The organism is Acinetobacter sp. LF10 (genome assembly GCF_048585715.1).
Taxonomy (GTDB): domain Bacteria; phylum Pseudomonadota; class Gammaproteobacteria; order Pseudomonadales; family Moraxellaceae; genus Acinetobacter.
Map to the genome: position 1 here is coordinate 1,366,315 of NZ_CP184160.1, position 25,618 is coordinate 1,391,932.

The 25,618-nt window shown below is 37.4% G+C and carries 24 protein-coding genes, 1 tRNA gene and 4 pseudogenes; 16 read left to right on the forward strand and 13 right to left on the reverse strand.

Features of this window, described 5'->3' with window-relative positions; translation table 11 throughout:
- The first annotated feature begins 22 nt into the window (after positions 1-22).
- Together ACN19N_RS06510 and ACN19N_RS06515 are read left to right on the forward strand one after the other, a co-directional pair.
- On the forward strand, positions 23-370 hold the full coding sequence (locus tag ACN19N_RS06510; RefSeq protein WP_269228139.1) for a hypothetical protein: 348 nt from the start codon (positions 23-25) through the stop codon (positions 368-370).
- A gap of 129 nt (positions 371-499) precedes the next feature.
- Positions 500-712, forward strand: coding sequence for a hypothetical protein (locus ACN19N_RS06515; RefSeq protein ID WP_004661803.1), 213 nt, complete (start codon positions 500-502; stop codon positions 710-712).
- 44 nt (positions 713-756) lie between these two features.
- On the opposite strand, the gene bioB is transcribed toward ACN19N_RS06515, so the two are convergent.
- Positions 757-1,746: a biotin synthase BioB gene (bioB, locus tag ACN19N_RS06520; protein WP_005159575.1), complete on the reverse strand. Its 990-nt coding sequence runs from the start codon at positions 1,744-1,746 to the stop codon at positions 757-759.
- 87 nt (positions 1,747-1,833) lie between these two features.
- On the reverse strand, positions 1,834-2,949 hold the full coding sequence (queG, locus tag ACN19N_RS06525) for a tRNA epoxyqueuosine(34) reductase QueG (protein WP_420002361.1): 1,116 nt from the start codon (positions 2,947-2,949) through the stop codon (positions 1,834-1,836).
- A gap of 22 nt (positions 2,950-2,971) precedes the next feature.
- On the opposite strand from queG, the gene ACN19N_RS06530 reads away from it, so the two are divergent.
- Positions 2,972-4,522 carry an NAD(P)H-hydrate dehydratase gene (locus tag ACN19N_RS06530; RefSeq protein WP_420002240.1) on the forward strand — a complete coding sequence of 517 codons (1,551 nt, stop codon included), beginning with the start codon at positions 2,972-2,974 and terminating at the stop codon, positions 4,520-4,522.
- Positions 4,523-4,546: 24 nt separating this feature from the next.
- Here the strand turns inward: ACN19N_RS06530 and ACN19N_RS06535 are convergent, their stop codons facing one another.
- Both ACN19N_RS06535 and ruvC read right to left on the reverse strand, forming a co-directional pair.
- Positions 4,547-4,942: a hypothetical protein gene (locus tag ACN19N_RS06535; protein ID WP_420002241.1), complete on the reverse strand. Its 396-nt coding sequence runs from the start codon at positions 4,940-4,942 to the stop codon at positions 4,547-4,549.
- A 73-nt stretch (positions 4,943-5,015) separates the two neighbouring features.
- Positions 5,016-5,561, reverse strand: a complete 546-nt coding sequence (gene ruvC, locus ACN19N_RS06540; RefSeq protein WP_005159580.1) for a crossover junction endodeoxyribonuclease RuvC — start codon at positions 5,559-5,561, stop codon at positions 5,016-5,018.
- 320 nt (positions 5,562-5,881) lie between these two features.
- Here ruvC and ACN19N_RS06545 point away from each other — a divergent pair.
- The 5 genes from ACN19N_RS06545 to ACN19N_RS06565 all read left to right on the forward strand — a co-directional run bounded on the left by ACN19N_RS06545 (position 5,882) and on the right by ACN19N_RS06565 (position 8,010).
- A tRNA-Met gene (locus ACN19N_RS06545) sits at positions 5,882-5,958 on the forward strand.
- A gap of 188 nt (positions 5,959-6,146) precedes the next feature.
- The gene (locus ACN19N_RS06550) at positions 6,147-6,380 is read left to right on the forward strand and encodes a hypothetical protein (RefSeq protein WP_004661814.1); all 234 of its coding nucleotides are present in this window, start codon (positions 6,147-6,149) and stop codon (positions 6,378-6,380) included.
- Between the two features lie 107 nt (positions 6,381-6,487).
- Entirely contained in the window at positions 6,488-6,697 is a 210-nt protein-coding gene (locus tag ACN19N_RS06555) for a cold-shock protein (RefSeq protein ID WP_004661816.1), read from the forward strand.
- Between the two features lie 490 nt (positions 6,698-7,187).
- Complete coding sequence (locus ACN19N_RS06560; RefSeq protein WP_004661817.1) at positions 7,188-7,397, forward strand: cold-shock protein; 210 nt, start codon at positions 7,188-7,190, stop codon at positions 7,395-7,397.
- Between the two features lie 394 nt (positions 7,398-7,791).
- On the forward strand, positions 7,792-8,010 hold the full coding sequence (locus ACN19N_RS06565; RefSeq protein WP_004661818.1) for a cold-shock protein: 219 nt from the start codon (positions 7,792-7,794) through the stop codon (positions 8,008-8,010).
- 377 nt (positions 8,011-8,387) lie between these two features.
- Here the strand turns inward: ACN19N_RS06565 and ACN19N_RS06570 are convergent.
- From ACN19N_RS06570 to ACN19N_RS06580, 3 genes and pseudogenes are all read right to left on the reverse strand, one after another.
- Positions 8,388-8,716, reverse strand: a pseudogene (locus tag ACN19N_RS06570) (transposase); the annotation flags it as partial.
- A gap of 13 nt (positions 8,717-8,729) precedes the next feature.
- A complete protein-coding gene (locus tag ACN19N_RS06575) occupies positions 8,730-9,044 on the reverse strand; it encodes a transposase (protein WP_420002242.1) in 315 nt (104 codons plus the stop codon).
- A gap of 166 nt (positions 9,045-9,210) precedes the next feature.
- Positions 9,211-10,012: pseudogene (locus ACN19N_RS06580) on the reverse strand (IS5 family transposase).
- A gap of 127 nt (positions 10,013-10,139) precedes the next feature.
- On the opposite strand from ACN19N_RS06580, the gene ACN19N_RS06585 reads away from it, so the two are divergent.
- A complete protein-coding gene (locus ACN19N_RS06585) occupies positions 10,140-10,835 on the forward strand; it encodes an IS1 family transposase (protein ID WP_269228301.1) in 696 nt (231 codons plus the stop codon).
- Between the two features lie 121 nt (positions 10,836-10,956).
- On the opposite strand, the gene ACN19N_RS06590 is transcribed toward ACN19N_RS06585, so the two are convergent.
- Positions 10,957-11,262 carry an IS630 transposase-related protein gene (locus ACN19N_RS06590; RefSeq protein ID WP_269228194.1) on the reverse strand — a complete coding sequence of 102 codons (306 nt, stop codon included), beginning with the start codon at positions 11,260-11,262 and terminating at the stop codon, positions 10,957-10,959.
- A gap of 90 nt (positions 11,263-11,352) precedes the next feature.
- Positions 11,353-12,159 (reverse strand): annotated as a pseudogene (locus tag ACN19N_RS06595) (IS4 family transposase); the annotation flags it as partial.
- Between the two features lie 187 nt (positions 12,160-12,346).
- On the opposite strand from ACN19N_RS06595, the pseudogene ACN19N_RS06600 reads away from it, so the two are divergent.
- From ACN19N_RS06600 to ACN19N_RS06615, 4 genes and pseudogenes are all read left to right on the forward strand, one after another.
- A pseudogene (locus tag ACN19N_RS06600) lies at positions 12,347-12,451 on the forward strand (helix-turn-helix domain-containing protein); the annotation flags it as partial.
- Positions 12,452-12,591: 140 nt separating this feature from the next.
- On the forward strand, positions 12,592-13,350 hold the full coding sequence (locus ACN19N_RS06605; RefSeq protein WP_420002243.1) for a LamB/YcsF family protein: 759 nt from the start codon (positions 12,592-12,594) through the stop codon (positions 13,348-13,350).
- Between the two features lie 31 nt (positions 13,351-13,381).
- Entirely contained in the window at positions 13,382-14,965 is a 1,584-nt protein-coding gene (locus ACN19N_RS06610) for a 5-oxoprolinase/urea amidolyase family protein (protein ID WP_420002244.1), read from the forward strand.
- A complete protein-coding gene (locus ACN19N_RS06615) occupies positions 14,958-16,673 on the forward strand; it encodes an acetyl/propionyl/methylcrotonyl-CoA carboxylase subunit alpha (RefSeq protein WP_420002245.1) in 1,716 nt (571 codons plus the stop codon). The genes ACN19N_RS06610 and ACN19N_RS06615 overlap by 8 nt, the downstream gene beginning before the upstream one ends.
- Positions 16,674-16,746: 73 nt before the next feature.
- Here the strand turns inward: ACN19N_RS06615 and ACN19N_RS06620 are convergent, their stop codons facing one another.
- Positions 16,747-17,523 carry a M48 family metallopeptidase gene (locus ACN19N_RS06620; protein ID WP_269230141.1) on the reverse strand — a complete coding sequence of 259 codons (777 nt, stop codon included), beginning with the start codon at positions 17,521-17,523 and terminating at the stop codon, positions 16,747-16,749.
- Positions 17,524-17,736: 213 nt separating this feature from the next.
- The gene (gene crp, locus ACN19N_RS06625; protein ID WP_269230142.1) at positions 17,737-18,444 is read right to left on the reverse strand and encodes a cAMP-activated global transcriptional regulator CRP; all 708 of its coding nucleotides are present in this window, start codon (positions 18,442-18,444) and stop codon (positions 17,737-17,739) included.
- Positions 18,445-18,592: 148 nt separating this feature from the next.
- Between crp and ACN19N_RS06630 the strand changes: the two genes are divergently transcribed.
- Positions 18,593-19,015 carry an OsmC family protein gene (locus ACN19N_RS06630; protein ID WP_269230143.1) on the forward strand — a complete coding sequence of 141 codons (423 nt, stop codon included), beginning with the start codon at positions 18,593-18,595 and terminating at the stop codon, positions 19,013-19,015.
- A gap of 70 nt (positions 19,016-19,085) precedes the next feature.
- Here ACN19N_RS06630 and ACN19N_RS06635 read toward each other — a convergent pair whose 3' ends face one another.
- Positions 19,086-19,886: a peptidoglycan DD-metalloendopeptidase family protein gene (locus ACN19N_RS06635; RefSeq protein WP_420002362.1), complete on the reverse strand. Its 801-nt coding sequence runs from the start codon at positions 19,884-19,886 to the stop codon at positions 19,086-19,088.
- A gap of 262 nt (positions 19,887-20,148) precedes the next feature.
- Here ACN19N_RS06635 and clpB point away from each other — a divergent pair, with 262 nt between their 5' ends.
- Both clpB and ACN19N_RS06645 read left to right on the forward strand, forming a co-directional pair.
- Complete coding sequence (clpB, locus tag ACN19N_RS06640) at positions 20,149-22,728, forward strand: ATP-dependent chaperone ClpB (protein ID WP_420002246.1); 2,580 nt, start codon at positions 20,149-20,151, stop codon at positions 22,726-22,728.
- A gap of 167 nt (positions 22,729-22,895) precedes the next feature.
- Positions 22,896-23,315 (forward strand): hypothetical protein, encoded by a 420-nt coding sequence (locus tag ACN19N_RS06645; RefSeq protein ID WP_269239478.1) that lies wholly within the window; start codon positions 22,896-22,898, stop codon positions 23,313-23,315.
- 16 nt (positions 23,316-23,331) lie between these two features.
- Here the strand turns inward: ACN19N_RS06645 and rlmKL are convergent, their stop codons facing one another.
- Complete coding sequence (gene rlmKL / locus ACN19N_RS06650; protein ID WP_420002247.1) at positions 23,332-25,536, reverse strand: bifunctional 23S rRNA (guanine(2069)-N(7))-methyltransferase RlmK/23S rRNA (guanine(2445)-N(2))-methyltransferase RlmL; 2,205 nt, start codon at positions 25,534-25,536, stop codon at positions 23,332-23,334.
- Between the last annotated feature and the right edge of the window lie 82 nt (positions 25,537-25,618).

Consider the following 25,618-nt stretch of genomic DNA (forward strand, 5'->3'; position numbering starts at 1 on the left):
AATACATCGAAAGGAGCTACTCATGAATATGCTTTATACACATAAACCAAACTACTATTTCTTTGCCCATAAGTTCGTTCTCTTCTTGGAAAGTTATCTAAAAGCGCATCCTTTGGAACAGCAAACGAGTTTTAACTTACATACAATTTACGATTTGTTTAGTCATGATCGTGCATCGAGCACTACGAATTTAGAAGGTATTTTAAATATTGCTGATGAATATGTACTTGAAACTGATGAAGGTTCACAGCCATTGATTCGTAGCTATCATTTGCATTTGGATAATCATGTATTAACACTCGAATTTAATCCTAAAGCGGTTGAAAGCTTAAAGGCAGGTCAAATTATTGTGAGTCCTTTGGCAGCTTAATTAATCTATTATCATTTCCTCTTTTATACACTTAGCTATTAATCTTCTTTGGCTAAGTGTTTTTTACAAGCTGCATAAAAGCTATTGATTGTTTATGATAAATAGATCAAGCAAAGATATTTGAATAGTATGGATAAAGATTTTAAGTCAGAAACTTATAAGGTAGATGAAAGTACGACTGATACCATTTTATGGTTGATGCAGCATCAGGATATTTTTGATTCTTTCCATTTTGATGTACATACTCAAGAGTTGTCAGTCACACATGCAGCAGGTGTGGATATCATTCGCGTAGGAATGTTTTTAAATGCCAAATACGGCATTTTAGTGACATCAATTTAATATGATCGAAAAAAAGCCTTGTCAAATAACAAGGCTTTTTTTGTTTATGCACTCATAGCATCTACGGAGAGTTCAGCAACAGTTGGTTTCGGTTTTTCTGCTGTTAAACCTAATTTAGCAAATAGGATTTGATCTTTACCTTCTCCAGCATTAGGCGTAGTCAATAACTTATCACCAGAGAAAAGCGAGTTTGCACCTGCCATGAATGCAAGCGCTTGATCTGAATCACTGAGTGATTCGCGTCCTGCCGATAATCGAATATAACTATGAGGCATAATAATACGAGCAACAGCAATCGTACGAATCCATTCGGTCACATCTAACTTTTCAACTTCAGCAAGCGGTGTACCTTCTATTGGTACAAGCATATTAATTGGCACTGATTCAGGATGTACAGGCATAGTTGCAAGTTCTTGTAATAAACCAATTCGATCATTACGACTTTCACCTAAGCCAACGATACCACCACTACATACTTTCATACCCGCTTGACGTACATGATCTAATGTATCTAAACGATCATCAAAAGTACGCGTACTAATAATATGTGAATAGTATTCACGAGAGGTATCAAGGTTATGGTTGTAATAATCTAAACCAGCATCTTTTAAGCGTTCAGCTTGTGACTGATTGAGCATACCTAAAGTCATACAAGTTTCTAAACCGAGTGCTTTTACTTCACGAACCATTTCTAACACATAAGGCATATCTCGTTCGTGTGGATTGCGCCAAGCAGCGCCCATACAGAAACGTGAAGAACCAGAATCTTTTGCTGTTTGTGCTTCACGAATGACTTTATCTACTGCAATACGCTTTTCTGCTTCTAGTTTTGAGTCGTAATGTGCAGATTGAGAACAATACTTACAATCTTCTGGGCATTTACCTGTTTTGATTGAAAGTAGTGTGCTGACTTGAATGGTATTTGGCTGAAAATGCTCACGATGAACACTTTGTGCTTTGAATACTAAGTCTAGAAAAGGTTGATCATATAAAGCTTGGATTTCATCACGAGTCCAGTCATTACGTAAAGTCATTGTTATATCCATGATGATTGATTACAAACATTGAGATTAATCATACAGAAATCGTGCCAAAGCCAAAGGGCAAAAAACATCATTTTTCTATTCAGGTACGTTTATTTGCTGCAATTGTTGTTGAATTGCCCACTCAATATGTACATTGACAATCTCATCGTGTAGAGCTTTTGCTTCTTGCAATTGGCTCACGATTTCAGCCGAGTATGGAGCATTTCCTAAGCCGATTGCAATATTCCGTTTAAAGGATTGATAGCCTGTGCGACGAATTGGACTACCTTCTGTTTTTGCAAGAAAAGTTGCTTCATCCCATTGCCAGATCTCTAGTAAGCTAATGTTATCTAAACTATGTCTTGGGTCAAAGTCTGGAATTGACGCTGTTTTAGCAAAGCCATTCCACGGGCAAATCAGCTGACAATCATCACAACCGAAAATACGATTACCTATACCTGAACGTAACTCTTCAGGAATGATTCCTTTATATTCAATAGTTAAGTAAGCAATACATTTCCTTGCATCCAACATATAAGGCTCAACAATGGCTTGTGTTGGGCAAATGTCGATGCAAGCAGTACATGAGCCACAATGGGCTGTTGCGGGTTGATCAAAAGGGAGGTCAAGAGAAGTAAATAGCTCACCCAAAACGAAGAAAGAACCTGATTTTTTATGAATGAGTAAGGTATGTTTTCCTGTCCAACCCATACCTGCACTTTCAGCAAGTGATTTTTCAAAAATAGGTGCTGAGTCCGCAAACGGGCGTGATTCGAAATCGCCCACTTTTTCTTTAATACGACTGGCTAATGTTTTAAGTCGACCACGCATGACTTTATGATAGTCACGTCCACGCGCGTAGCGTGCAATAATGGCTGAATTTGGTTCAAATGGTACATAACGGGGCTTAGGTGATGCCACAAGATAATTCATTCGCACACAAATAATGCTTTTAGTCCCAGGCACAAGCAATTTTGGATCAGCACGTTTTTCTAAATTCTCTTCCAAATAGTGCATATCAGCATGGTAACCCCGTTTTAAATATTCTTTAAAACGTGGCATTTGATCTTGAGCATCAGGTTTGGCAATGACACAATCAGAAAAGCCCAAGTCTAAAGCTTGAGTTTTTATCCATGTTTTAAGTTCTTGAGGATCAAGCTGCTGAAGCTCAATTTTATCAAGTGATTTTCCAGAGGATGTGGTTGAAGCCATAAACCAATAATTAGGGGATAACATGCAACGTTCAGTTTACCATAGCCAAAGCATTCAAGCATGGGAGCAGCGTTGGTTTACGCAGCAAAATTCATCTTTAGGACTGATGCAACAAGCAGCTTGGACAATCTCACAACAGTTAATTGAACTATTTAATAAAAATAAAATTCAAAGGATCGCAATTTGGTGTGGACAAGGCAATAACGCAGGTGACGGTTACTATATTGCTGCTTTTCTAAAGCAAGCAGATTTTAAAGTCACGGTTTTTTCATCTGAAATGGGGGACTCTGCCGATTTAAAACAAGCTGTACAATATGCTCAAGCGTATCAAGTCGATATTCAACCACTTTTGCACCCCCCTCTAAATCTCCCCCGTGATAGGGAGGAGACTTGCACGTATTCAATACCTGATTTGGTTTGTGCTGTCCCTCTCCTTATTAAGGAGGGGCTAGGAGAGGTTGACTGTCATATTGATGCTTTATTTGGCATTGGATTAAATCGTGAGCTTGATCAAAAATGGCAGTCGATCATCCAGTTATTTAACTCACAGATTGGTTTAAAGATTGCTATTGATATTCCGAGCGGACTACATGCCAATACTGGGCAAGCTTTACCATGTGCTGTACAAGCAGATCAAACCTTTACAATTTTGGGCTATAAAGCAGGTTTGTTTACAGGTCAAGGCAAGGAATATGTGGGAAAACTACATTTAGTCAGCTTGATCCCAATTGATGCAGAATTAAAGCCACTTGCATATCTATCCTCTGAAAAAATTGTATTACCGAAACGCCAAGCTTTTGGACATAAAGGAAGTTATGGGCATGTGCTTGTCGTTGGTGGTCATGCGGATATGGGCGGAGCGGTGATTATGTCTGCTGAAGCAGCGTTTCATGCTGGAGCAGGAAAAGTCAGTGTGGTCTGTCATGCTAAACATCATCAAGCTATTCTGGCGCGTTCACCGAATATTATGGTGCGAGATATTAATGCTTTAGATCAAAAATCGATCCAATACCTATTAATTCAAATTGATGCCGTCTGTTTCGGAATGGGCTTAGGGCGAGATGAGTGGGCAGAGCAGATTTATCAGCAATGGTTCGATTTACTCAGTCAAAATTCACATTTAGAAGTGGTATTAGATGCAGATGGGTTGTGGTTTTTGGCAAAACATCCTCAAAAATTAAATCCTCATGTTTACGCAACCCCACATTCTGGTGAAGCAGCAACTTTATTAGGTTGTGCGGCTGCGGACATTGAGCAAGATCGTATTGTTGCAATTCATAATTTACAACAAAAATATGCAGGGCAATGGGTGCTTAAAGGTGCAGGTAGCTTGGTCTTAGAAGGTGAATTATTTATCTGTACTCAAGGCAATGCAGGAATGGGTACAGGAGGAATGGGGGATGTGCTTGCAGGTATGATTGCCAGTTTAAAAGCACAATTTCATGAGCAAGTCGCATTGCATGATATTGTAAGCTTACATGCGCAAGCAGGAGATTTACTGGCTGAAAATGGTATGAGAGGTTTACAAGCACATGACATGGGGAAAGTGATTTATAACGTGGTGAATATGTAATACTCAACATTCATTCGAAAAGAATTAATCCCATAAATGTTGGTAATAGGTTGAAAACAAGACTAAACCTTCATCAATTTTGATTTCATCTTCTATTGAGTGAGCCCCAGCTAAAACCAATTCGTAGGAGAGAATCATTTTATTTAAATAATCCAACCAAATTTGATTGAGTTGAATATCAGTAAAATTATCACTATTTCCTTTACTAACCACCCAAGTTGGTAGTGACATATTTTTTCCTTTGAAAACCAACTTTTGATATGATCTCAATATAGGAAGTACTTTGTGTGCAATTTCTTTTTTAGGGTCAGCATAATATGAGGTTGGAATAAAACCATATCCTTTAGCAAAATTCTCTAATTTATCTCTCAAATTAAAATATGGCTCAGTTACTTTTTTAAATAATTTTTTTGTAATCATATTCTTAAATGCTCTTTTATATGCTTTGTAGGGTATATTATTTAAAATAATTACATCTTAATTTTTCAATCAATCAGCGCCTTCTACTACTTGAACGACTCCGTCCACGAGCCATACCACCGAGTGCATTTAATACTGCCATTTTGCTCATACTTCCCGAGGCATGGGCATGACAGATTGCAGCAGCTAATGCATCGGCTGCATCAGCCTGTGGTTGAATGCTTAGGTTCAATAAACGCATTACCATCATTTGTACTTGCTCTTTTTCAGCAGCGCCGTAACCCACCACTGACTGTTTGATTTGACGAGCAGTATATTCCGCGACTTGTAGGTCTAAATTGACCAACGCCGCAATCGCAGCGCCACGGGCTTGTCCAAGTTTTAACGCAGAATCAGGGTTCTGCGCCATGAAAACTTGTTCAACGGCAGCCTCAGTAGGCCCGTGAAATTTAACAATACGTTCAACACCTGCAAAAATACGTTTTAGTCGTTCAGGCATTGCTTGAGTTTCAGTACGAATAGTTCCCGCATCGACAAAACGTAGTTTATTGCCATCTTTTTCGATAATTCCATAACCTGTTAAGCGTGAACCAGGATCAATACCAATAATTAATGACATGTCGAACTATAAAAATGAAAGATTGTTGATATTGTTACATAGCAGGCTTTTCGATGCATAATATTTTTGTAGGATTTTGAATTATAAGAAAATAGTGGATTTATTAAACAGAGTTAGTTTTATTGAGTACATATTCCAAAATTCGGTCTCTTTTCAACAGATCAACTAATAAGACTCATTTTGATTTGTTTTTGATCAATTTGTGTTTAATTTGAGCGTTAGGCAGTAAATTATGTGATTTTTCTAAAAAAAAATTGCATTGTGGGGGAGAAGGGCGTATAAAGCATCTCATTGATCAGACATGTTGATCAAGATGTTGATGCGGGATGGAGCAGTCTGGTAGCTCGTCGGGCTCATAACCCGAAGGTCGTTGGTTCAAATCCAGCTCCCGCTACCACTTTAAAGTTAATTGAATATTAGCTCTGTGATTATTGAGTTGTTGTTATCTGAAAGATTAGACAGCAATTAAGTTAGCTGAAATAACCCTAAAGAAAGCTAAAAATTATTAGATTCTAGAATTGTAGTTTACCTCTCTCCATATATCTAGCGTTATAGTAAATCCAAATCGATCACTTGAGCTCAGAAATGAGTGATTTTGTGTTGAAAATTATTAATGAATGGCGTGTAGCCAAAGCCAGCAATGGCAATGAAATTTGTGTGCAAATTATCCCGATGAAACGTCAACAAAATACGTTGGATGGTTTCAAATGGGTAGAGGTTGGAAAGAAAATCCAGCTAGAGTCGGGTCGAGAAGTCGATTTTAATCTAGATGGGAAAAGCTTCTATACCGATGTTAATCAGCTTTATCGATTAATATAGATAATTTACGCACTTGAAGTATCTATTGGTTAAAGATAGATTGGGTTAAATCAATATTCATAATTTGATTTAATTCATAAATGAACAAAGTTTAAAGGTTTAAAAGTATGTCTGATACAGTTACTGGTACTGTTAAGTGGTTTAACGAAACTAAAGGTTTTGGTTTCATTCAAGCTGATTCTGGCCAAGATGTTTTTGCTCACTTCAGCGAAATCCAAAGCAATGGTTTCAAAGTATTAAACGAAGGCCAACGCGTTTCGTTTGTACTTGGTCAAGGTAAAAAAGGACCACAAGCAACTACAATTAAAGTTATCTAATAAGATTGCTTGAAAAAAAGCTCACTTTATGTGGGCTTTTTTTATATCTAAAAACTATCTTTTGATTTCTAGTTGTGCTTTGCATGAAATTCTAAGCTTTATAGAGGTTGATCTTCTGCCTAAAAGCCGAATTCTGTATAAGAAAGCAATCAGTAAATTTGTATATAAGAAAATCTTAAATGGGAAAGATAAAATATTTTTTATGATCTATTGTGAGTAAATCTTAAGTTTTATAGATTGTGTAACTACACAATCAAGGCTAATTTTTTGATTTAGCAAAGAATGTTGTTTTTATATGATTTGGTTTATTAAAGTTCAACTTCATTCATTCAAGAGATAAAACTTTCAATACTTTCATAGATCCACTATCTCGTATGACTTAAAATTTGCTATGCTTGCAGTATCTGTCAAATAAAGATAGATTAAGTTAAGTCAGAATGAAAATTTTGATTTAATTTATAAATGAACAAATTTTAAAAGGTTTAAAAGTATGTCTGATACAGTTACTGGTACTGTTAAGTGGTTTAACGAAACTAAAGGTTTTGGTTTCATTCAAGCTGATTCTGGCCAAGATGTTTTTGCTCACTTCAGCGAAATCCAAAGCAAAGGTTTTAAAGTATTACAAGAAGGCCAACGCGTTTCTTTCGTACTTGGTCAAGGTAAGAAAGGACCACAAGCAACTCTCATCACTGTTATCTAATTTTTAGACCAGTAAAAAAAGCTCACATATGTGGGCTTTTTTGATGCTTTTTATGTGTAAAAAACATCAAAATAATTTTTAAATATAATTATTTGATTGAAATAAATGAAATTTTACAATTTTTTAGACATCAAAAGCGATTGTTTTTTAAGAGAATTTTTAGGTAATATAACTATTCGAACCCAATTTTTCATCTAGAGTTAGATAATGTTTGTGCCGAAAAAGTAAAGTGGTGTATATTGAATAATAACTAGAAGAATAACACTGTTGATTCAGAAAATCTTTCATCTCGTAGTTTAGATAAACCTTTCGTGTTATCAGATTTAATCTCAGAGTTTATGATTCCAAGTTACTTGCTACTAAGCATTCCAAATATTTCTAATAGGTTACGTATATGTCTAACACTGTGACTGGTACAGTTAAATGGTTCAATGAAACTAAAGGTTTTGGCTTTATTCATGCGGATTCTGGGCAAGATGTATTTGCTCATTTTAGTGAAATCCAAAGTAACGGTTTTAAGGTTTTACATGAAGGGCAACGTGTTTCATTCACTATTGCTGATGGTAAAAAAGGACCTCAAGCAACTGGTATTACAGTAATTGCTCAAAACTAAACATCTAATTAAAAAAGCTCACTATTGTGAGCTTTTTTAATTTTCGGATGGTATCTGTAAATTTTAATCATCATTATTTCTTGCAATGTACCTATTTTTGTCACAATTTAACCTATTGATTAAAAAATTGCCCTAGCATGTTGTTAGACTTTTTGCTAATTTTAACTGGTGGATTATTTAGGCAAATTAACAATTTACGTACATTAAATGAGCGCAAAGTTATGGAAAACTTAGAGCAATTGACTCAAGGGTTTGAGCAAGAGGTTCATGTACATTGTAAACGATCTATAGGTACGTTGTTGTTTAGTTTCGTGGTTTTGATTGCAACGAGCTTCTAGTGAAAAAAGCACCTTAGGGTCACTGCTGTCCCATAAATATCACAAGAAGAACCTCAGTTGAGGTTCTTCTTGCTTATTCCACTTTTTGTCAGGTAAAACAGAGCCTTCAATGGTTTCCTTTCAAATAAGTTCACCTGAATAATTCTTAATAATCTTTGAACACTCCATCCTTCTTGTGCCATATGTTTCGCAAAACTCACCAGTAAATACGCGATTAGTGCAATCCATATTTGTGTTTGTATCGCATTGCGGCTACGACCTAGAAACGATTTCAATTTTAGGTTTTGCTTGATCGCTTTAAAAAATAGTTCTACTTTCCATCGATCTTTATAAATTGCAGCAATGGTAGATGCAGCTAAATGAAAGTTATAGTAAAACCGTTTAATTATTCATACATTTATTGAAAAATAACCGAAATAATTGATCAATTGAATCAACCAACCACTCTTTACGCTTGCGTTTAACCCATGCCCACATCTTTTCTATAGGATTTAAATCAGGACTGTATGCAGGAAGCCAAAGTATCTGATGCCCTTGTTGTTCCAATAACGCCTGAGTATCCGCTCTTTTATGAAATGTTGCATTATCCATAACCACAATACTATTCTTCGGTAATTCAGGGATCAGTAATCGCTCAACCCAAAAATGAAAAACATCAGCATTGATTTTGCAATCAAATAATCCTACTGCAAACAATTTCTATTGATGAATTGCTCCAATTGCATTGGTCTGATTTTTTAACTGCCAATTATATTGTCCAAAGCATGGTTTTCCTCTTTGCGAATAACCATTAGGTCTATGATCATGTGACTTGAAGCCACTTTCATCAAGGTAGACAATAGGATGACTTTTTTCTAACAACCTATCCAGAATATTTTCTATGCAAAAGTAGCCTTAAAAAGGCTAAATTAATGAACTGAAGGCTCGTATTTAGGTGCTTTTCACAGTTTTTCCAAAGCCTTCTACATTTTTCTAACCAAGCAAATGATCTTTCCACAACCTAGCGTTGTGGTATGACTGCAAATTTATGTAATTCACTTCGTTTAGCAACATCAACTCGCGCTCTGATTAAATCATTAACAGCCAAAGAAAAGGGTTCACCTGTATAACCACCATCAACAAGTACAACCTCTATATTTTGTAAGGTGTCTCTATGTAAAGTTATGGCATCTAATGCACCTTGACGATCTGTTTTATCTGCTGTCGTAATAAATATTCCATGAGGCAGACCTTGAGTATCAACAATGATATGTCTTTTAATCCCTGAAACTCTTTTACCAGCGTCATAGCCTTTATTACGTGCGGTATCTGTGTTTTTTACACTTTGTGAATCAATGATGATAAAGCTCGTTTGTTCTTTCCGTCCATTGTTGATACGGGCCTCGCCAACCACATTTTTTTAAAGCCTGCTCAAGTATGCTAGGTTCAGTTTCTGATGGTTTTCTATTCCAAATCGAGAAGTAATAATGCACAGTGCTTTTAGGTGGAAAGTCTCGAGGAAGCATACTCCATTGACATCCACTTTTTAGAATATAGAGCAAGGCGCAAAACACTTCATAGACATCAACGACTCTTGGACGTGTTTGTTTTCTTCCGCTCAATAGTAACGGTTCAATTTCTTTAAAGGCTTCTCGACTAATGTCGCTGGGATATGGTTTTCTCATGGGGGAGAATTTAACAAATTATTTTTCCAATTGCCAAAAAAGAATGAAATTAATATTGGATAGGTTCTAAAAAGTATGCTCATAAGAAAAGGAGGCAAGGAGGAACAATTCAGCTATATTTAAATGTGTGAAAATCGAAATAGAACTTCATTGTCCTCGATGCCAGAGTACAAGTATAAAGAAGAATGGCATTAAATACGATGGTAAGCAAAACTATCGTTGTAAAGAATGTAATAGGCAGTTTGTGGGTGACCATAATTTGACGTATTTAGGCTGTCATTCAAAAGCGGTCAAATTGATTTTGCTTATGCTTGTGCGATGTTGTGGCATTCGGGATATTGCAAAGATTACGAGGTTTAGTATTGGCAAGATACTTAAAACGCTTACACAATCAAATCATGAAATAATTCCTCAAAGAACTCATTATAAATGCTTGGAAGTTGATGAATTTTGGACATTTGTAGGCAACAAGAAAGATAAGCATTGGCTACAGTACGTCTATGATAGAAGTAGCGGAGAAATAGTGGCTTTTGTATGGGGAGGAAGAGATGCTCATACAGCACAAAGGCTAAAAAACCGTTTAGAAGAACTGGGCATTACTTATGATTGTATATCGAGTGATCATTGGGAAAGTTTCATCAAAATTTTTAAGCCGGACCAAGAAGGGAAATATTATACAGTCGGGATAGAAGGAAACAACTGCCGATTAAGACACCGCATAAGGCGAGCAGTAAGAAGAACATGCTGTTTTTCGAAGAAGGTATTGAATCATGTAAAAGCTTTTAATCTTGGATTCTTTTACATTAACCACAGTTTTGTATAGTGATGTTAAAATGATCAGCATACATTTTGAAACACCACCTGAAATTAATATTGGATAGGTTCTAATAACTCTATTTGTTCAATAAATCTTTCTCTAAGTTCTGAGTTAGCTTTTGGGTGACTTAGCGTCTTTTTTTTATTGTAATACCTAAGCGTTTTAAAGCATCACCAATAGATGAAGCTCCACATCCAAAACGTGCAGCCCGTTCATATTGATAGTCATCAGGATATTTTTCAACATCAGCACGTAAAGCATCATTATCGATTTTAGAAGGTTTACGTGGACGAGTTCTTTTGATCTCTATACGTTTCTTCCATTGGACAATCGTATTTTTATCAATTTCAAATTGAGCAGCAACAGCTCGAATAGAATATCCTTCTTCAAGCTTAGCTAATACTTTCTTTCTAAAATGTTCTGAATAACTCATTCCATGAGTGTATGCTATTTTTAACAGATTTACTATATTACTTAAAAACTCAAACGTTCTTTTCTTTTTTTCATAATAAAACTTTATACGTCTTAATCGCTTAGGTGCACCACGCTTTTTAGCATAATCACTACTCAACTCAATATATTCATCCGCAAGAATCCCCTTACTGGCTAACACATCTTGTTTTGATTTCACCTCATAAACTGTCTTTGGTCTCAGCCTAGTGACAAAGCTGACTTTTTGGTTGGTCATTTCTGCAAACCATTGATAATCAACATACCCTTTATCAAATACAACGATACTTCCAGACGGGAATTTGAGTCGTCGACCTTGTACCATGTCATTTTCAATACCATCACCAAGCGCAACAAACTCAGGAATAGTGTTGCTATGATTTAACCCAACTGTAAGTTTTATACTGGCTTTGGACTCATGTACTTTTGCCCATTCACACAATGACAGTGAAAGATCAATATGACTCGCATCAAGTGAATATAATGGATTTTTAAATCGAAATTTATGAGCAATCTTGGAATTTTCACAATGTTGAAGTAGTTGGATAAACAATTGTTGATACAAGCTAGCTGGTTGTTCTTCATTAATCCTTGCTAAGGTATTTCGTGCAATTCTTTTGGCACCAAGGTGATAAAGCTTTTCCTGTTGTGATTCGAGATTAGATTCAATGTCTCTTAAGCTTTGACGGTATGATAATTGAGACATCAAAATAACAATAAATTGATCCCATCGTGTTGCAGATCTTAATTTTTGTCCTTGATGGTGTTGTTTTGCAAGACGTTCAAAATCTTGTCTCAAAATGGGCTTGAGTAATTGATGAAATACCGTATTCTGATGTGACAAAATCTGAATCCTTGTAGTTGAAGTGTTTGTTCGCACTTATATTTTAACTACTTTGGACTCAGGTTTTTTATTTAAGTCTAACTATGGGACAGCAGTGCAGCATTCGCCTCTTTTCGAGTATCAAACAGACTCCCATGCACCACATGACCTTTCAATGTATGGGAGAAGCTCTCAGTCACTGCATTCACGAATCCATTTATCTAATGTTGAATAGCCGACGCCTATTGCTGAGCAATGTGGTTATCAATCTCAGTCTCGATTTACGGACCAGTTCAAACTGCTATTTGGCATGACACCAAGAGAACTTCGTAAAACAAAAAATATGTAATTTAAAATCATTTATTCAAGTATAGCTATGTATTAATCGAGAGTTATAAGCTGTTAAATTCGATAAAATATGTGATTTTCTAACCACTTCGAATATATTACTCAATTATCGGATCATAAAAATCAGCATTAGGTTTATATATGCATATTGATTTAAACAGCGACTTAGGCGAAAGCTATGGTGCTTGGAAAATGGGAAATGATGAGCAGATTCTTGCGATTGTGAGTAGTGCCAATATTGCATGTGGTTTTCATGCAGGCGATCCTGTCAATATGTTAAATACCTTAAAACAAGCTGCTGCTCAAAATGTCAGTGTGGGAGCGCATGTCTCATATCCAGATCGGGTTGGTTTTGGTCGCCGTAATATGGATGTATCTTATGATGAATTATACGCAGATGTGCTTTATCAAATCTCAGCGCTGCATGGGTTGGCTCAAGTCGCTGGAACAAAAGTGACTTACGTCAAACCACATGGTGCCTTATATAACACCATTGCCACCAATTTAACTCAAGCTCAAGCAGTGATTGATGCAATACAGCATTTAGATAAAAAATTAGTGTTAGTTGCATTGGCGGGTTCACCATTAATTAATTTTGCTCGTGAGCAGGGAGTTGGTGTTATTTCTGAAGCGTTTGCTGATCGTGCTTATCATCGTAATGGTGAACTAGTTTCACGCCGTTTAGAAGGTGCTGTTTTACATGATGCAGAAGTCGTAGCTCAACGTGTACTGAGCATGATTCAGAACGGTGGTATTGAGTCGATTGAAGGAGATTTCACAGCGATTCAGGCTGATACAATTTGTTTACATGGTGATACCTTTGGGGCAGTACAAATGGCAGAAAAGATTTGCCAAGTATTGTTAGAGAATAAAATTGAAGTTCGTGCTTTTTGTGCTTAAGTAAATTTTAAATGTTTTAAACGAGCTATTTATGCGATTTCTATCCGTTAATTTAGATTGTTTTTTGATTGAGCTTGAAAGTTTAGAAGAAACAATGGCGGTTCATTACTGCTTAAAACAAGCACAGCATCCTCATATAAAAGAACTTATTCCTGCGGCACGTAGCATACTGATTTATTTTGATTCATTATTGGTCGAGATGCATATACTGATTCGATGGATTTCAAGCCAAAAAATCAGTCAGGATACTTTGCGTCAAGGGAAGGAAATCGTTATCGGTGTGCGCTATAATGGTATTGATTTAAATAACGTTGCTGAATATTTAGGAATAAGTACTGACCAAGTCATTCGGAAACATACCAACTCTTATTGGCAAGTTGCATTTATTGGCTTTGCTCCCGGCTTTGCTTATCTAACCAATCCTGAGCAAGTATTTGGGAGTATTCCACGCTTAGCATCACCACGTAAAAAAGTTAGTGCAGGGGCTGTTGGTTTAGCAGGCGAATATAGCGGTATTTATCCTCAAGATAGTCCGGGTGGATGGCAGTTGATTGGACAGACTAATGAGATATTGTGGGATATTCATCGACAACAGCCAGCTTTATTAATGCCGAGTGATCATGTCATCTTCAAGGATGATAGTCATAATCCAACCCAAATTAGTGTCCCTGCTCAGACATTTTCTCAAGAAAAATTGATTGAAAAACCTGCCGTGTTACGCGTTAAAAATGTTGGCTTACAAGTATTAATCCAAGATGAAGGGCGTAAAAATTTAGCTGAGCTAGGTGTGGGGCGAGCAGGAGCTATGGATCAAAAGGCATTTCGTCAGGCAAACTTAATTGTTGGTAATCCAAAGAATGCAGCCGTCATAGAAGTTTTAAATGGTGGAGTGCGATTACAAGTTTTGGAACCGACGGTTATGGCTGTGACAGGTGCTGAAACGGAAGTCTGGATTACTTATATTGGCGCGGATAAAGTTAAAGTGGCTTTGTATCAGCCGATTGCTTTAGATTATGGCGATGAAATTTATATTGCTGTACCTACCGCAGGCATTCGTAATTATATTGCGCTACGTGGCGGTATCGCCGTTAAGCAAGTACTAGAAAGTGCCAGTTATGACTCTTTGGCTGAATTGGGTACAAAACCAATTCAAGTCGGTTATGAGATTCATTCTGCCCAATTAAAAACGCAGCCTGTTAGATTAAATGTAATACCGATTAAATTACCTAAACGAGGTGAGATTATTGAGATAGATCTCGTGTTAGGACCGCGTACAGATTGGTTTGCCGAAGAAAGCCTTGATTTATTGTTTAAACAAACTTGGTTAGTGAGTACAGAGAGTAATCGAATTGGATTGAAATTAGTGGGTGATCAGCCTTTAACGCGACAATTCGAGCAAGAATTACCGAGCGAAGGTTGTTGTACAGGTGCTTTGCAAATTCCTCCAAATGGTCAGCCTGTATTATTTATGAATGATCATCCCATTACAGGTGGTTATCCTGTGATCGCAGCAGTTGCCTTATATCATTTGGACTTAATTGCACAGATTCCAGCTGGTTGCCATATTCAATTTCGTAAAATTTCTGATTTCATGGATGTCAAAAAAGATGCATAAGCAACATAAGCTACTGATTGCGAATCGTGGAGAAATTGCTGTACGCATTATTCACGCATGTAAGGATATGGATATTACATCAGTGGCTATTTATGCAGATGATGATATTGCCAGTTTGCATGTTCAACTTGCAGACGAAGCTTGGGCAGTATCAGGACAAACAGCACAGCAAACTTATTTAGATATCAATAAAATTATTGATATTGCGTATAAAGCCCAAGTGACCATGATTCATCCTGGTTATGGTTTTTTATCAGAACGTGCCGAATTTGCCCAAGCTGTGATGGATGCAGGGCTGATTTGGGTTGGACCATCTCCTGAAACTATCGACAAACTTGGTGACAAAATACAAGCGCGTAAGATTGCACAGTCGGTAAATGCACCTTTGGTTCATGGTACTGAACAACCACTTCAATCAGCTCAAGAAGCCTTAGATTTTGCTAAACAATATGGTCTGCCGATTGCGATTAAAGCTGCTTATGGCGGTGGTGGACGTGGTTTAAAAGTTGCTTGGCAATTGAACGAAGTCGCTGATTTATATGAGTCGGCTGTGCGAGAAGCATTCGCAGCTTTTGGTCGAGGGGAGTGTTTTGTTGAACAATATCTGGATAAGCCTCGGCATTTGGAAGCACAAATTATTGCTGATCAACAGGGGCATATTGTCGTGGTAGGAACGAGAGATTGTTCTTTACAACGCCGTAATCAAAAGCTAGTCGAGGAAGCGCCTGCACCATTTATTAATGAGCATATTGAAGCTCAGTTAGTGCAATCTGCTATTGCAATTTGCCGCGCTGCAGATTACATCGGAGCAGGTACCGTCGAGTATTTACTTAGTCAAAATGGTCAACTTTCATTCTTAGAGGTTAATACACGTCTACAAGTCGAGCACACAGTGACTGAGCAAACTACGGGCCTAGACTTAGTTGTAGAACAAATTCGAATTGTTTTAGGTCAACCACTTTCGATTCAAGAAATGCCAAAACCAATAGGACATGCAATTGAATTCCGAATTAATGCGGAAGATCCAGCACGTGGTTTCATCCCAGCATTTGGACAGCTTACTCGTTTTCACCCACCATCAGGAATTGGTATTCGCCTTGATACAGGGGTCATGACTGGAAGTCTTGTTTCAAGTCATTTTGATTCTTTAATTGCGAAATTAATTGTGACTGGTGCAACTCGCGAGATTGCAATTCAAAGGGCTAAAAGGGCGCTTGCCCATTTTGAAATAGAGGGCATTGCTTCAGTATTACCATTCCATCGTGCAATCCTGTCAGATGCTGACTTTATTGATGAGTTTAAAGTACATACACGTTGGATTGAACAAGATAGTCGACATGATTATCCTCACTATTCACGCAGTAAACTGAGTAATCAAGCTGAATTACAACGTTATCCAATTGAAATAGATGGAAAGTTGCATCAGATTGGCTTACCAAATGGATTTTTTAGTTTAGTCGGGACACAACCACCAAATGATTCTGATCATAACCCAAGTAGTAATAGTGTCTTAGCACCGATGAGTGGTGTAATCACTGTATGGAAAGTTCAAGAAAATGATCATGTAAACCAAGGTGAGGCAATTGCAATTATGGAAGCAATGAAAATGGAAGTTCCAGTTATTGCTCCGCAAACGGGGAAAATTCAAAAGCTGATAGGGATTAATCAGACTGTTGAAACGGATTCAAAAATTGCTGAGATAAATTAGAGTTTTTGCATATAAGACAGCTAAAGGATATGCCATTAAATCTCTAAAATGAGATCTAATGGCTTTGACTAAATTAACGACGTTTATTATAAACTGCCAGAGCAGCAGGTAAATTTTTACGCATATCACCAATACGTTGACTATTTGATGGGTGAGTTGATAAGAATGATGCACCACCAGCACCATCTAGACGATCCATTTTTTCCCAAAGACTAATTGCTGCATTTGGATTATATCCTGCTTTTGCCATCAGCATTAACCCACCAAAATCAGCACGACTTTCTAAACTACGAGAATAGGGTAAACCAATACCAATTTGACTACCTAAAGCAATTGCTGCATTACCAGCTTCACCAATATTCGCACCCGCATAAGACGTACCAATACCAATCGCTAAGTTTGTAAGTGCTTGCGCACCAATTTTACTTTTGGCATGTTCTTCTAAGGCATGGGTCATTTCGTGTCCCATAATTGCTGCTATTTCATCATTGGTCAAATTTAGCTTGTTCACAATACCCGTATAGAAAACGACTTTCCCACCTGGCGCTACATAGGCATTTACAGTATCTGATTTTAGTACTGCTAACTGCCAATCAAAACGCTGACCAGTTTGGTTCATTTGGTCAGCATACGGTTTTAAGCGCAAAAATACTGAGTTAATACGTTGATAAGTACTAGAACTCATATCCAATTGATTTTTGGCACGAGCTTCCTGTGTCATCTTTGCAAAGCTTTGAGCTGACTGAGCATTTAATGTGGCACTGTCAGCACCTGCCATATCTGCAAATGATGCACAACCTGAAATCGTTATTACAGTCATTGCACAAAGGCTTAAAGCCAATTTTTTCATACTTATTTGCTCCAAATCAGTATCTTATAAATATACCCATGATTAACAAGAATTATAAAAAAAGTTCGCAAGGCTTTAAATTCTGATTATCTCTATAATCATAGTAATTATGTAAGCAGAATTAATGAAAAGCTAAATAGTTTAGCTTTATCTGAATAAAATTAAAGCCAGTGGTTTGCACTGGCTTTGAAATTAGCTTAAAGCTAGAGGGGATTAATCCTCATCATCAAATTCATCTTCAGAAAATGCGTTATCATCTAAAGAAGTATCAAAAATTAAAATTGCTTTACCATCAGTTTGAATCATGCCTTGATCTTCAAGTGTTTTTAAAACACGACCAACCATTTCACGTGAACAACCCACAATACGACCAATTTCTTGACGTGTAATACGAATCTGACGACCATTCGGTAGAATCATTGCCTCAGGTTGTGCAGATAAGTCAATTAGACAACGAGCAATACGACCAGATACGTCGATAAATGCTAAGTCAGTGACTTTACGCGTTGTATTCTTCAGGCGGCGAACAAGCTGAGCAAATACAGCATAGCTCAGGTCAGGATATTGCTTGCTGAGTTCGTGGAAATTTTCATATGAGATTTCTGCAATTTCGCAAATATCTCGAGTACGGACTTCAGCAGTACGTTGAGGGTTATTTTCAAACAACCCCATTTCACCAAAGAAATCACCTGGATTGAGGTATGCAACAACAATCTCACGCTCATCGTCTTCACGTAATATGATTGATACTGAACCTTTTAATATTAAGTACAGTGATTTTGATTCTGTTCCAGCGTCAACAATCGTGGTGCGTTTAGGGTATCTATTAATGTGAGCACGTTTTAGCAATGCTTTAACTGATTCAGGTAATTGACCTGGAGACAAAGCATCAGTGCTAAGATGTGAAAAATTTGAAGTCATGCTTAAAATTTCCGAATTTGGATAAAACCGATCGCACAGGCCCCATTAGAGCCTTTTCTACACAGAAGAGATGAAATTCCTTATCAACTCATTTTATGTTAGTGTACAAGAACTAGAGTAAATTTATAACGTTTTTCGGGTAGTTGCAATGCAAACAAGTGTACATTGGTTAGAGAATGTTGCTTTTGAAGCGAAATCAGAAAGTGGCCATAGTGTGGTGATGGATGGTTCTGCTGAGTATGGTGGGGAAAACCGTGGTCCACGTCCTATGGAATTGATTTTAATGGGACTTGGTGGGTGTGCTTCGTTTGATATTGTGACTATTTTAAAGAAATCACGCCAAGATGTGACCAATGTTGTGTGTCAGTTAAAGGCTGAAAGAGCTGATACGATCCCAGCGGTATTTACAAAAATTCACTTACATTTTGTTGTGACGGGAAAATCTGTTAAAGCCAAGCAAGTTGAAAAAGCTGTTGAGCTTTCGGCAGAAAAATATTGTTCAGCAAGCAAAATGTTGTCTGATGGTGGGGTAGAAATCACACATGACTTTGAAATTGTAGAAGCTGAATAATTTTTATTATTAAGTTTAACTAAAAAGTGGTCTAAGTGGTTAGATCACTTTTTTATTGCCTAAATAATTTTCATTTTATAAATAACTGCGGATCTACACGTGCATTATTTAGACTCATTCCCCAATGTAAATGTGGACCTGTCGCGCGACCTGTATTTCCAACTAAACCTAAAAGCTCACCTTGAGTAATGTGTTGTCCCTTTGAAACCTCAATTTTACTGAGATGGCAGAACATACTGATTAAACCTTGACCGTGATCAATCAAAACAGTCTTACCATTGAAAAAATAATCACCAGTTTGAACGACAATCCCATCTGCTGGCGCTACAACTTTTTGGCCAATTGGTGCTGGAATATCTAGACCTGAATGTGGGGCACGTTCTTCATTATTAAAGAAACGTTTGCGTCCAAATGAGTTACTAAATTTGCCTGCTGTTGGTGGAATAAAAGTTGGAAATTCAGTCCAATCGCTTTGACTGAAAGAATTATAAATCTCATTTTGTTCTTTTGCTTCGGAAGCATATCGATCAAGTTGATTTTGATTCGGATTAACATAGTCTTGGTTTTTTACATTGAGGTGCTGTTCAGCATATTGATATGGCAGTATTTCAATCTGTATGGGCACAGTATTGGTTGATAGGCTTAACGTTCCCAACGGGGTAGAAAGAGGAATTCCAAAAATAGCGTATCGTTGAGTGCCTTCTTGTGCAATTAGAATTGGTTTTTTCTCATAGAAAACTTGGGTAGTCGTTGATGAAAGTGGGATGACGGCTATACCACCTGCATGTCGTGAATTCTGTGGTAATTGAGCAATAGCTATCTGAATAGGGAAAAGGCAAATACTAGCTATTACAATTCTTCTTAAATGCATAACGATCATTTTTAAATGAAGTAAAGTCTTAAGTTAAAAGTTTCGCCGTAAAATAACAATATGGATATTGTTTAAATCAGAATAGATAGAAAATTATACAAAATATACTTGAAATAGATTGTTTATATACCCATATTATCACCAAGTTTTATAAATTTTAATTTATACAAAATATTGAAAAATATATAAATTTTATTTGAAATTTTAAAAAGTGTTCCCATCTTAGTGGTAAGTTAAAAATTTGTTGTGAGGAATAACAAGAATGCGTTTTGAAAAATTTACGAACCGTCTACAGCAAGCTCTCTCAGATGCACAATCATTGGCAATGGGTAAAGACCATACTTCTATTGCAGGTATTCATATTTTATCGACTTTGCTAGAAGAGCCTGCCAATTTAAGTTTGTTGCAGCAATCAGGTGCACGCTTGCCAGAGTTGAAACAAAAGTTAGAACAAGCGATAAGAAATGCACCGACTTTATCAAATCCAACAGGAGATATTAATCTTAATCCTGAAGCGGTAAAGATCTTAAATTTAGCTGATCGTTATGCGCAAAAAGCAGGCGATGAATTTTTATCAACAGATTGGGTGTTGTTAAGTTTAGCGGAAACAGGTGAAACCAAAACGATATTAAACAGCGTTGGGGTAACACCAGATAGTTTACGCAAAGTAATTGAAAATATTCGAGGAAATGACAAAGTCATGAGCAATAATCATGAAGATCAACGCGATTCATTGAATAAATATACCATTGATTTAACAGAACGTGCTTTGGCAGGTAAGCTTGATCCAGTTATTGGTCGTGATGATGAAATACGTCGCACAATACAGGTTTTATCACGCCGAACTAAAAATAACCCAGTCTTGATTGGTGAACCTGGCGTGGGTAAAACTGCGATTGTTGAAGGTCTAGCGCAACGAATTATTAATGGTGAAGTTCCTGAAAGTCTAAAAAGCAAACGGGTATTGTCTTTGGATCTAGGTTCGTTGCTTGCAGGTGCTAAATATCGCGGTGAGTTTGAGGAACGTTTGAAAGCCGTTCTGAATGATCTTGCAAAACAAGAAGGTGAAGTCATCCTATTTATTGATGAATTACATACACTTGTAGGTGCAGGAAAAGGTGATGGCGCGATGGATGCAGGTAATATGTTGAAACCTGCTTTAGCGCGTGGTGAGTTACGTTGTGTTGGAGCAACAACTTTAGATGAATATCGTCAATATATTGAGAAAGACGCGGCACTAGAACGTCGTTTCCAAAAAGTATTAGTTGATGAACCAAGTGTGGAAGATACCATTGCGATTTTGCGTGGTCTAAAAGAAAAATATGCAACACATCATGGCGTTCAAATTTTAGACTCAGCAATTATTGCAGCTGCAAAAATGTCGCATCGTTATATCACAGATCGTCAATTACCTGATAAAGCCATTGATTTAATTGATGAAGCTGCTTCACGTATTAAAATGGAGATTGATTCTAAACCCGAAGCTTTAGATAAACTTGATCGTCGTTTAATCCAGTTGAAAATGCAATTGGAAGCAGTGAAGAAAGATGAGGATGCTGGTAGTAAAGCTGAAGTGAATCATCTTGAACAGCAAATTACTGAAAAGCAAAAAGAATATAATGATCTAGAGGAAATTTGGAAAGCCGAGAAAACACTCGTTGAAGGTGATAAGAAAGCTCAAGTTGAATTGGATCAAGCACGTGTTGCTTTAGAAAAAGCAAAACGTGAAGGTGATTTGGCTGAAGCAGCACGCTTACAATATGGCGTGATTCCTGAGTTGCAAAAACGCTTGGAACAAGCGGAAGTCGCTGAGGAAAATGAAGAACCGAAGCTAATTCGTACCAAAGTGACTGAAAATGAAATTGCTGAAGTAGTGAGTGCGGCAACAGGCATTCCTGTGGCGAAAATGCTACAAGGTGAACGTGAAAAACTACTGAATATGGAAGAGTTTTTACATAACCGTGTAGTCGGGCAACATGAAGCTGTGGTTGCAGTTTCCAATGCAGTCCGTCGCTCACGTGCAGGTTTATCTGATCCGAATCGTCCGAGTGGATCATTCTTATTCCTTGGACCGACAGGTGTAGGTAAAACTGAGCTAACTAAAGCATTAGCAAACTTCTTGTTTGATAGTGATGATGCCATGATTCGTATCGATATGTCTGAATTTATGGAAAAGCATTCTGTCAGCCGTTTAGTGGGTGCTCCTCCGGGATATGTCGGTTATGAAGAAGGCGGAGTTTTAACAGAAGCTGTTCGTCGTAAGCCATATAGTGTGGTGTTATTTGACGAAGTGGAAAAAGCCCATCCAGATGTATTCAATATCCTGTTACAGGTATTGGATGATGGTCGCTTAACTGATTCTCAAGGTCGTGTTATCGATTTTAAAAATACGGTCATTGTGATGACATCTAACCTAGGTTCACAAGATGTTCGTGAATTAGGTGAAGGTGCAACTGATGAGGAAGTTCGAACAGTGGTCATGAGTGCGGTAACTCAGCATTTCCGTCCAGAGTTCATTAACCGTATTGATGAATTAGTCATTTTCCATTCGTTGAAGAAAGCTCAAATTCGTGGTATCGCGGATATTCAATTGAATCGTTTACGTTCACGTCTGAGCGAACGAGATATGGGTTTAACTGTTGATGATAGTGCATTTGATCTATTGATTGATGCTGGTTTTGATCCAATCTATGGCGCACGACCACTAAAACGTGCAATACAGCAACAAGTTGAAAATAACTTGGCTCAGAAAATCTTATCTGGTGAATTCCAGCCGGGAGATAATATTCTGATTAAAGGTGATAGTGGTCAGCTTGTCTTTGATAAAATGAAACTTAGCTAAATCTAATTTGAATGATTGGCTAAAAAGATGGTGATGAAAATCGCCATTTTTTTTTATATCAGTGCAATTTATCTGATTTCCTAAGGAATATTACCAATGACATTGCGATTTTATGAAAAGCTTGATAGTTTCGGAATAAATAAGAAAAAAATTCAGGATGAATTAAAATGGAGAATAAGCAGCATTATTACACTTATATTGGTGTAATTGTGTTCTTGACGGCTTTACCATTAATTGGTTCGGCTGCACAACCGATGACAGAGGGAACTTTAGCCTTGCAAACAGGTATGTTGAACAAGGCGCTGCCTAATATTATTGAGAAAGCACAGCGGGATGCGATGCAGCCGGAAGAGGAGCGTTGGCGTACGCAACGTGTTTTAAGCGATCGTAATTTACGTGAAATAAGAATTAGTATGCTTGGTGAAGGAGCTTTGTCGCCTTACGAAGAACAAAAGAAAACATCTCTAATGGATGTCCGTGAGAAAAAGAAAGTGAATTTGAAGCCCCATACTGAAGCTCCAGATCGTTTTATGATTTATGAATTTGACTCTCCTAATATTAAAAGAGCCAGAATCACTTTCAAATGATGAGATATGCTATTCCTTAGATTGCAGGGTGTTGGATTTTCCAAGCACGATGAATTTTTTGATTACGTTTAAAGTCTAGTCCTATCGTTTCAGAAGTAATTTCTTCAACTTGATAGATTGCTTCGATTTCTTCATCTAACTCAAACCCACGATAGTTATTTGAGAAGTACAAAGTACCATCACTGGTTAAACGATTCATTGCACGTTTAAGCAGGGAAACATGGTCGCGCTGTACATCAAATGTGCCATAAAACTTTTTTGAGTTAGAGAAAGTTGGAGGGTCAATGAAGATGAGATCGTATTGTTCATGGCCTTCTTTTAACCACTCAAAGCAATCGCTCGAAAAGAACATATGTTGTTCATCAGCATGATCTACAGTTAAACCATTCAATACAAAATTTTCTTTTGACCAATTCAAATAAGTATTTGATAGGTCGACACTCGTGGTACTTGCTGCACCGCCAAGTGCTGCATGTAAGCTAGCAGTTGAGGTATAGCTATAAAGATTAAGAAAATGTTTGCCACGTGCTTCTTTGGCAATTCTTAGACGAATTTGACGGTGATCTAAGAATAAACCAGTATCTAAATAGTCTGTTAAATTGACGAGAATTTTAGCTTTGCCTTCCTGCACAATAAAACGTTTAGACGCAGTGCTTTGTTTTTCATATTGATTGGTTCCCGTTTGCTTTGCACGGGTTTTGATAAAAATTGCGTCACGATTTAAGCCCGTCACTGCACGAATGGCAGCTAAACCCAAATTAAAACGTTTTTTTGCTTTTTCAGGATCAATTGTTTTTGGTGGTGCATATTCCTGAACGTGCAAACGATCTCCATATAAATCTACGGCAATGTTAAAATCAGGTAGATCGGCATCATACAAACGTAAGCAAAATATATTTTCCTTCACAGCCCATTTCTTTAAGGCTTGCATATTTTTTTGCAAACGATTGGTAAAATCTTCCGCACCTTCAATTTTTTCAAATTGCTGAGGTTGCCAAGTCGCCAAGAATGGTTGAACTACGGCTGCAGGCTTTACTGTGCCGAAACGGATATAGATTGGAAGTTTACCATTCATCAAACGTAAAGTTTGAGGTTCGTTAATGGCAAGTACATCTGCTTGTTCAATTTGTGCTGCAATCACGGCAACAGGTTGATTTGGAAAATTCTTTTGTAATAATCCTGATAGGCCTAAATAGAATGATCGACTAGACGCCTTATCACCTAAACGTTCCCCATAAGGCGGGTTGGTGACAATAAAGGCTTTTTTACCTTCAGCGTGGAAATCATCCCAATCAGCTAAAGTACGTTCCTCAATTTGAATCTGATCGAGGATTTTTTCAAAACCTGCTGCAATGATGTTTTGGCGAGTAGCTTTAACTGCTTCCCAATCCGCATCGTAGGCATAAAACTTAGGCAGAGGTTGCTCTAAAGCCTTTGCATGACGTTCTGCTGCTTCTGCTTTAAGTGATAACCACAGTTCACGATCATGTCCATGCCAACCATTGAAGCCAAAGCGACGTACTAAACCTGGTGCACGATCAGTTAAAATCATTAATGATTCAATAATGAATGTGCCTGAACCACACATTGGGTCAAGAATTAAATCAGGTTGCAGTTGTTGTAGTTTTGCTTTTTGTAAGATTGCCGCTGCAAGGTTTTCTTTAATCGGTGCATCCGTCATAAAGTGACGGTAGCCACGTTTATGTAAAGAATCACCTGATAAATCTAGGCAGTAAGTATGCTCGGTTTTACCAGCTAGTACATAAAGTGTAATTTCGGGCTGTTTAATATCAATACTTGGGCGTTTTCCAACCGCTTCCATAAATGAATCAACTACACCATCTTTAACTCGTAGTGTAGCGAATTGTGTATTGACTTTAATTTCGCGTTCTACATGTAGACGAACAGCAAAGGTACTTTGTGGTGCAAAAATTAGAGACCAGTCAAAGCTAATTGCACCTTCATAGAGCTCTTCTGCAACATCACGTGCATCATGCGTAAATTCAAGTTCATGGGTATGAATTGGTAACAACACACGAGAGGCAAGACGTGACCACATACAAACGCGATAGGCATTCTCTAGTGTGCCTTTAAATATTAAACGTCCAGCAAAACGTTGGATATTTTGAATGCCTAAATTCTCAAGTTCTTGTTGTAATAAGGTTTCAAGCCCGTCAGCACAGGTCACCCAATAGTCTGTTAGACGTGGTTTAGCGTTCATTCAAATTTCCAAAACATTTTTAGCAATCGGCTATTTTAACTGATTTTGGAGTATTGATGCGGTTGATATTTGCATCATTGGT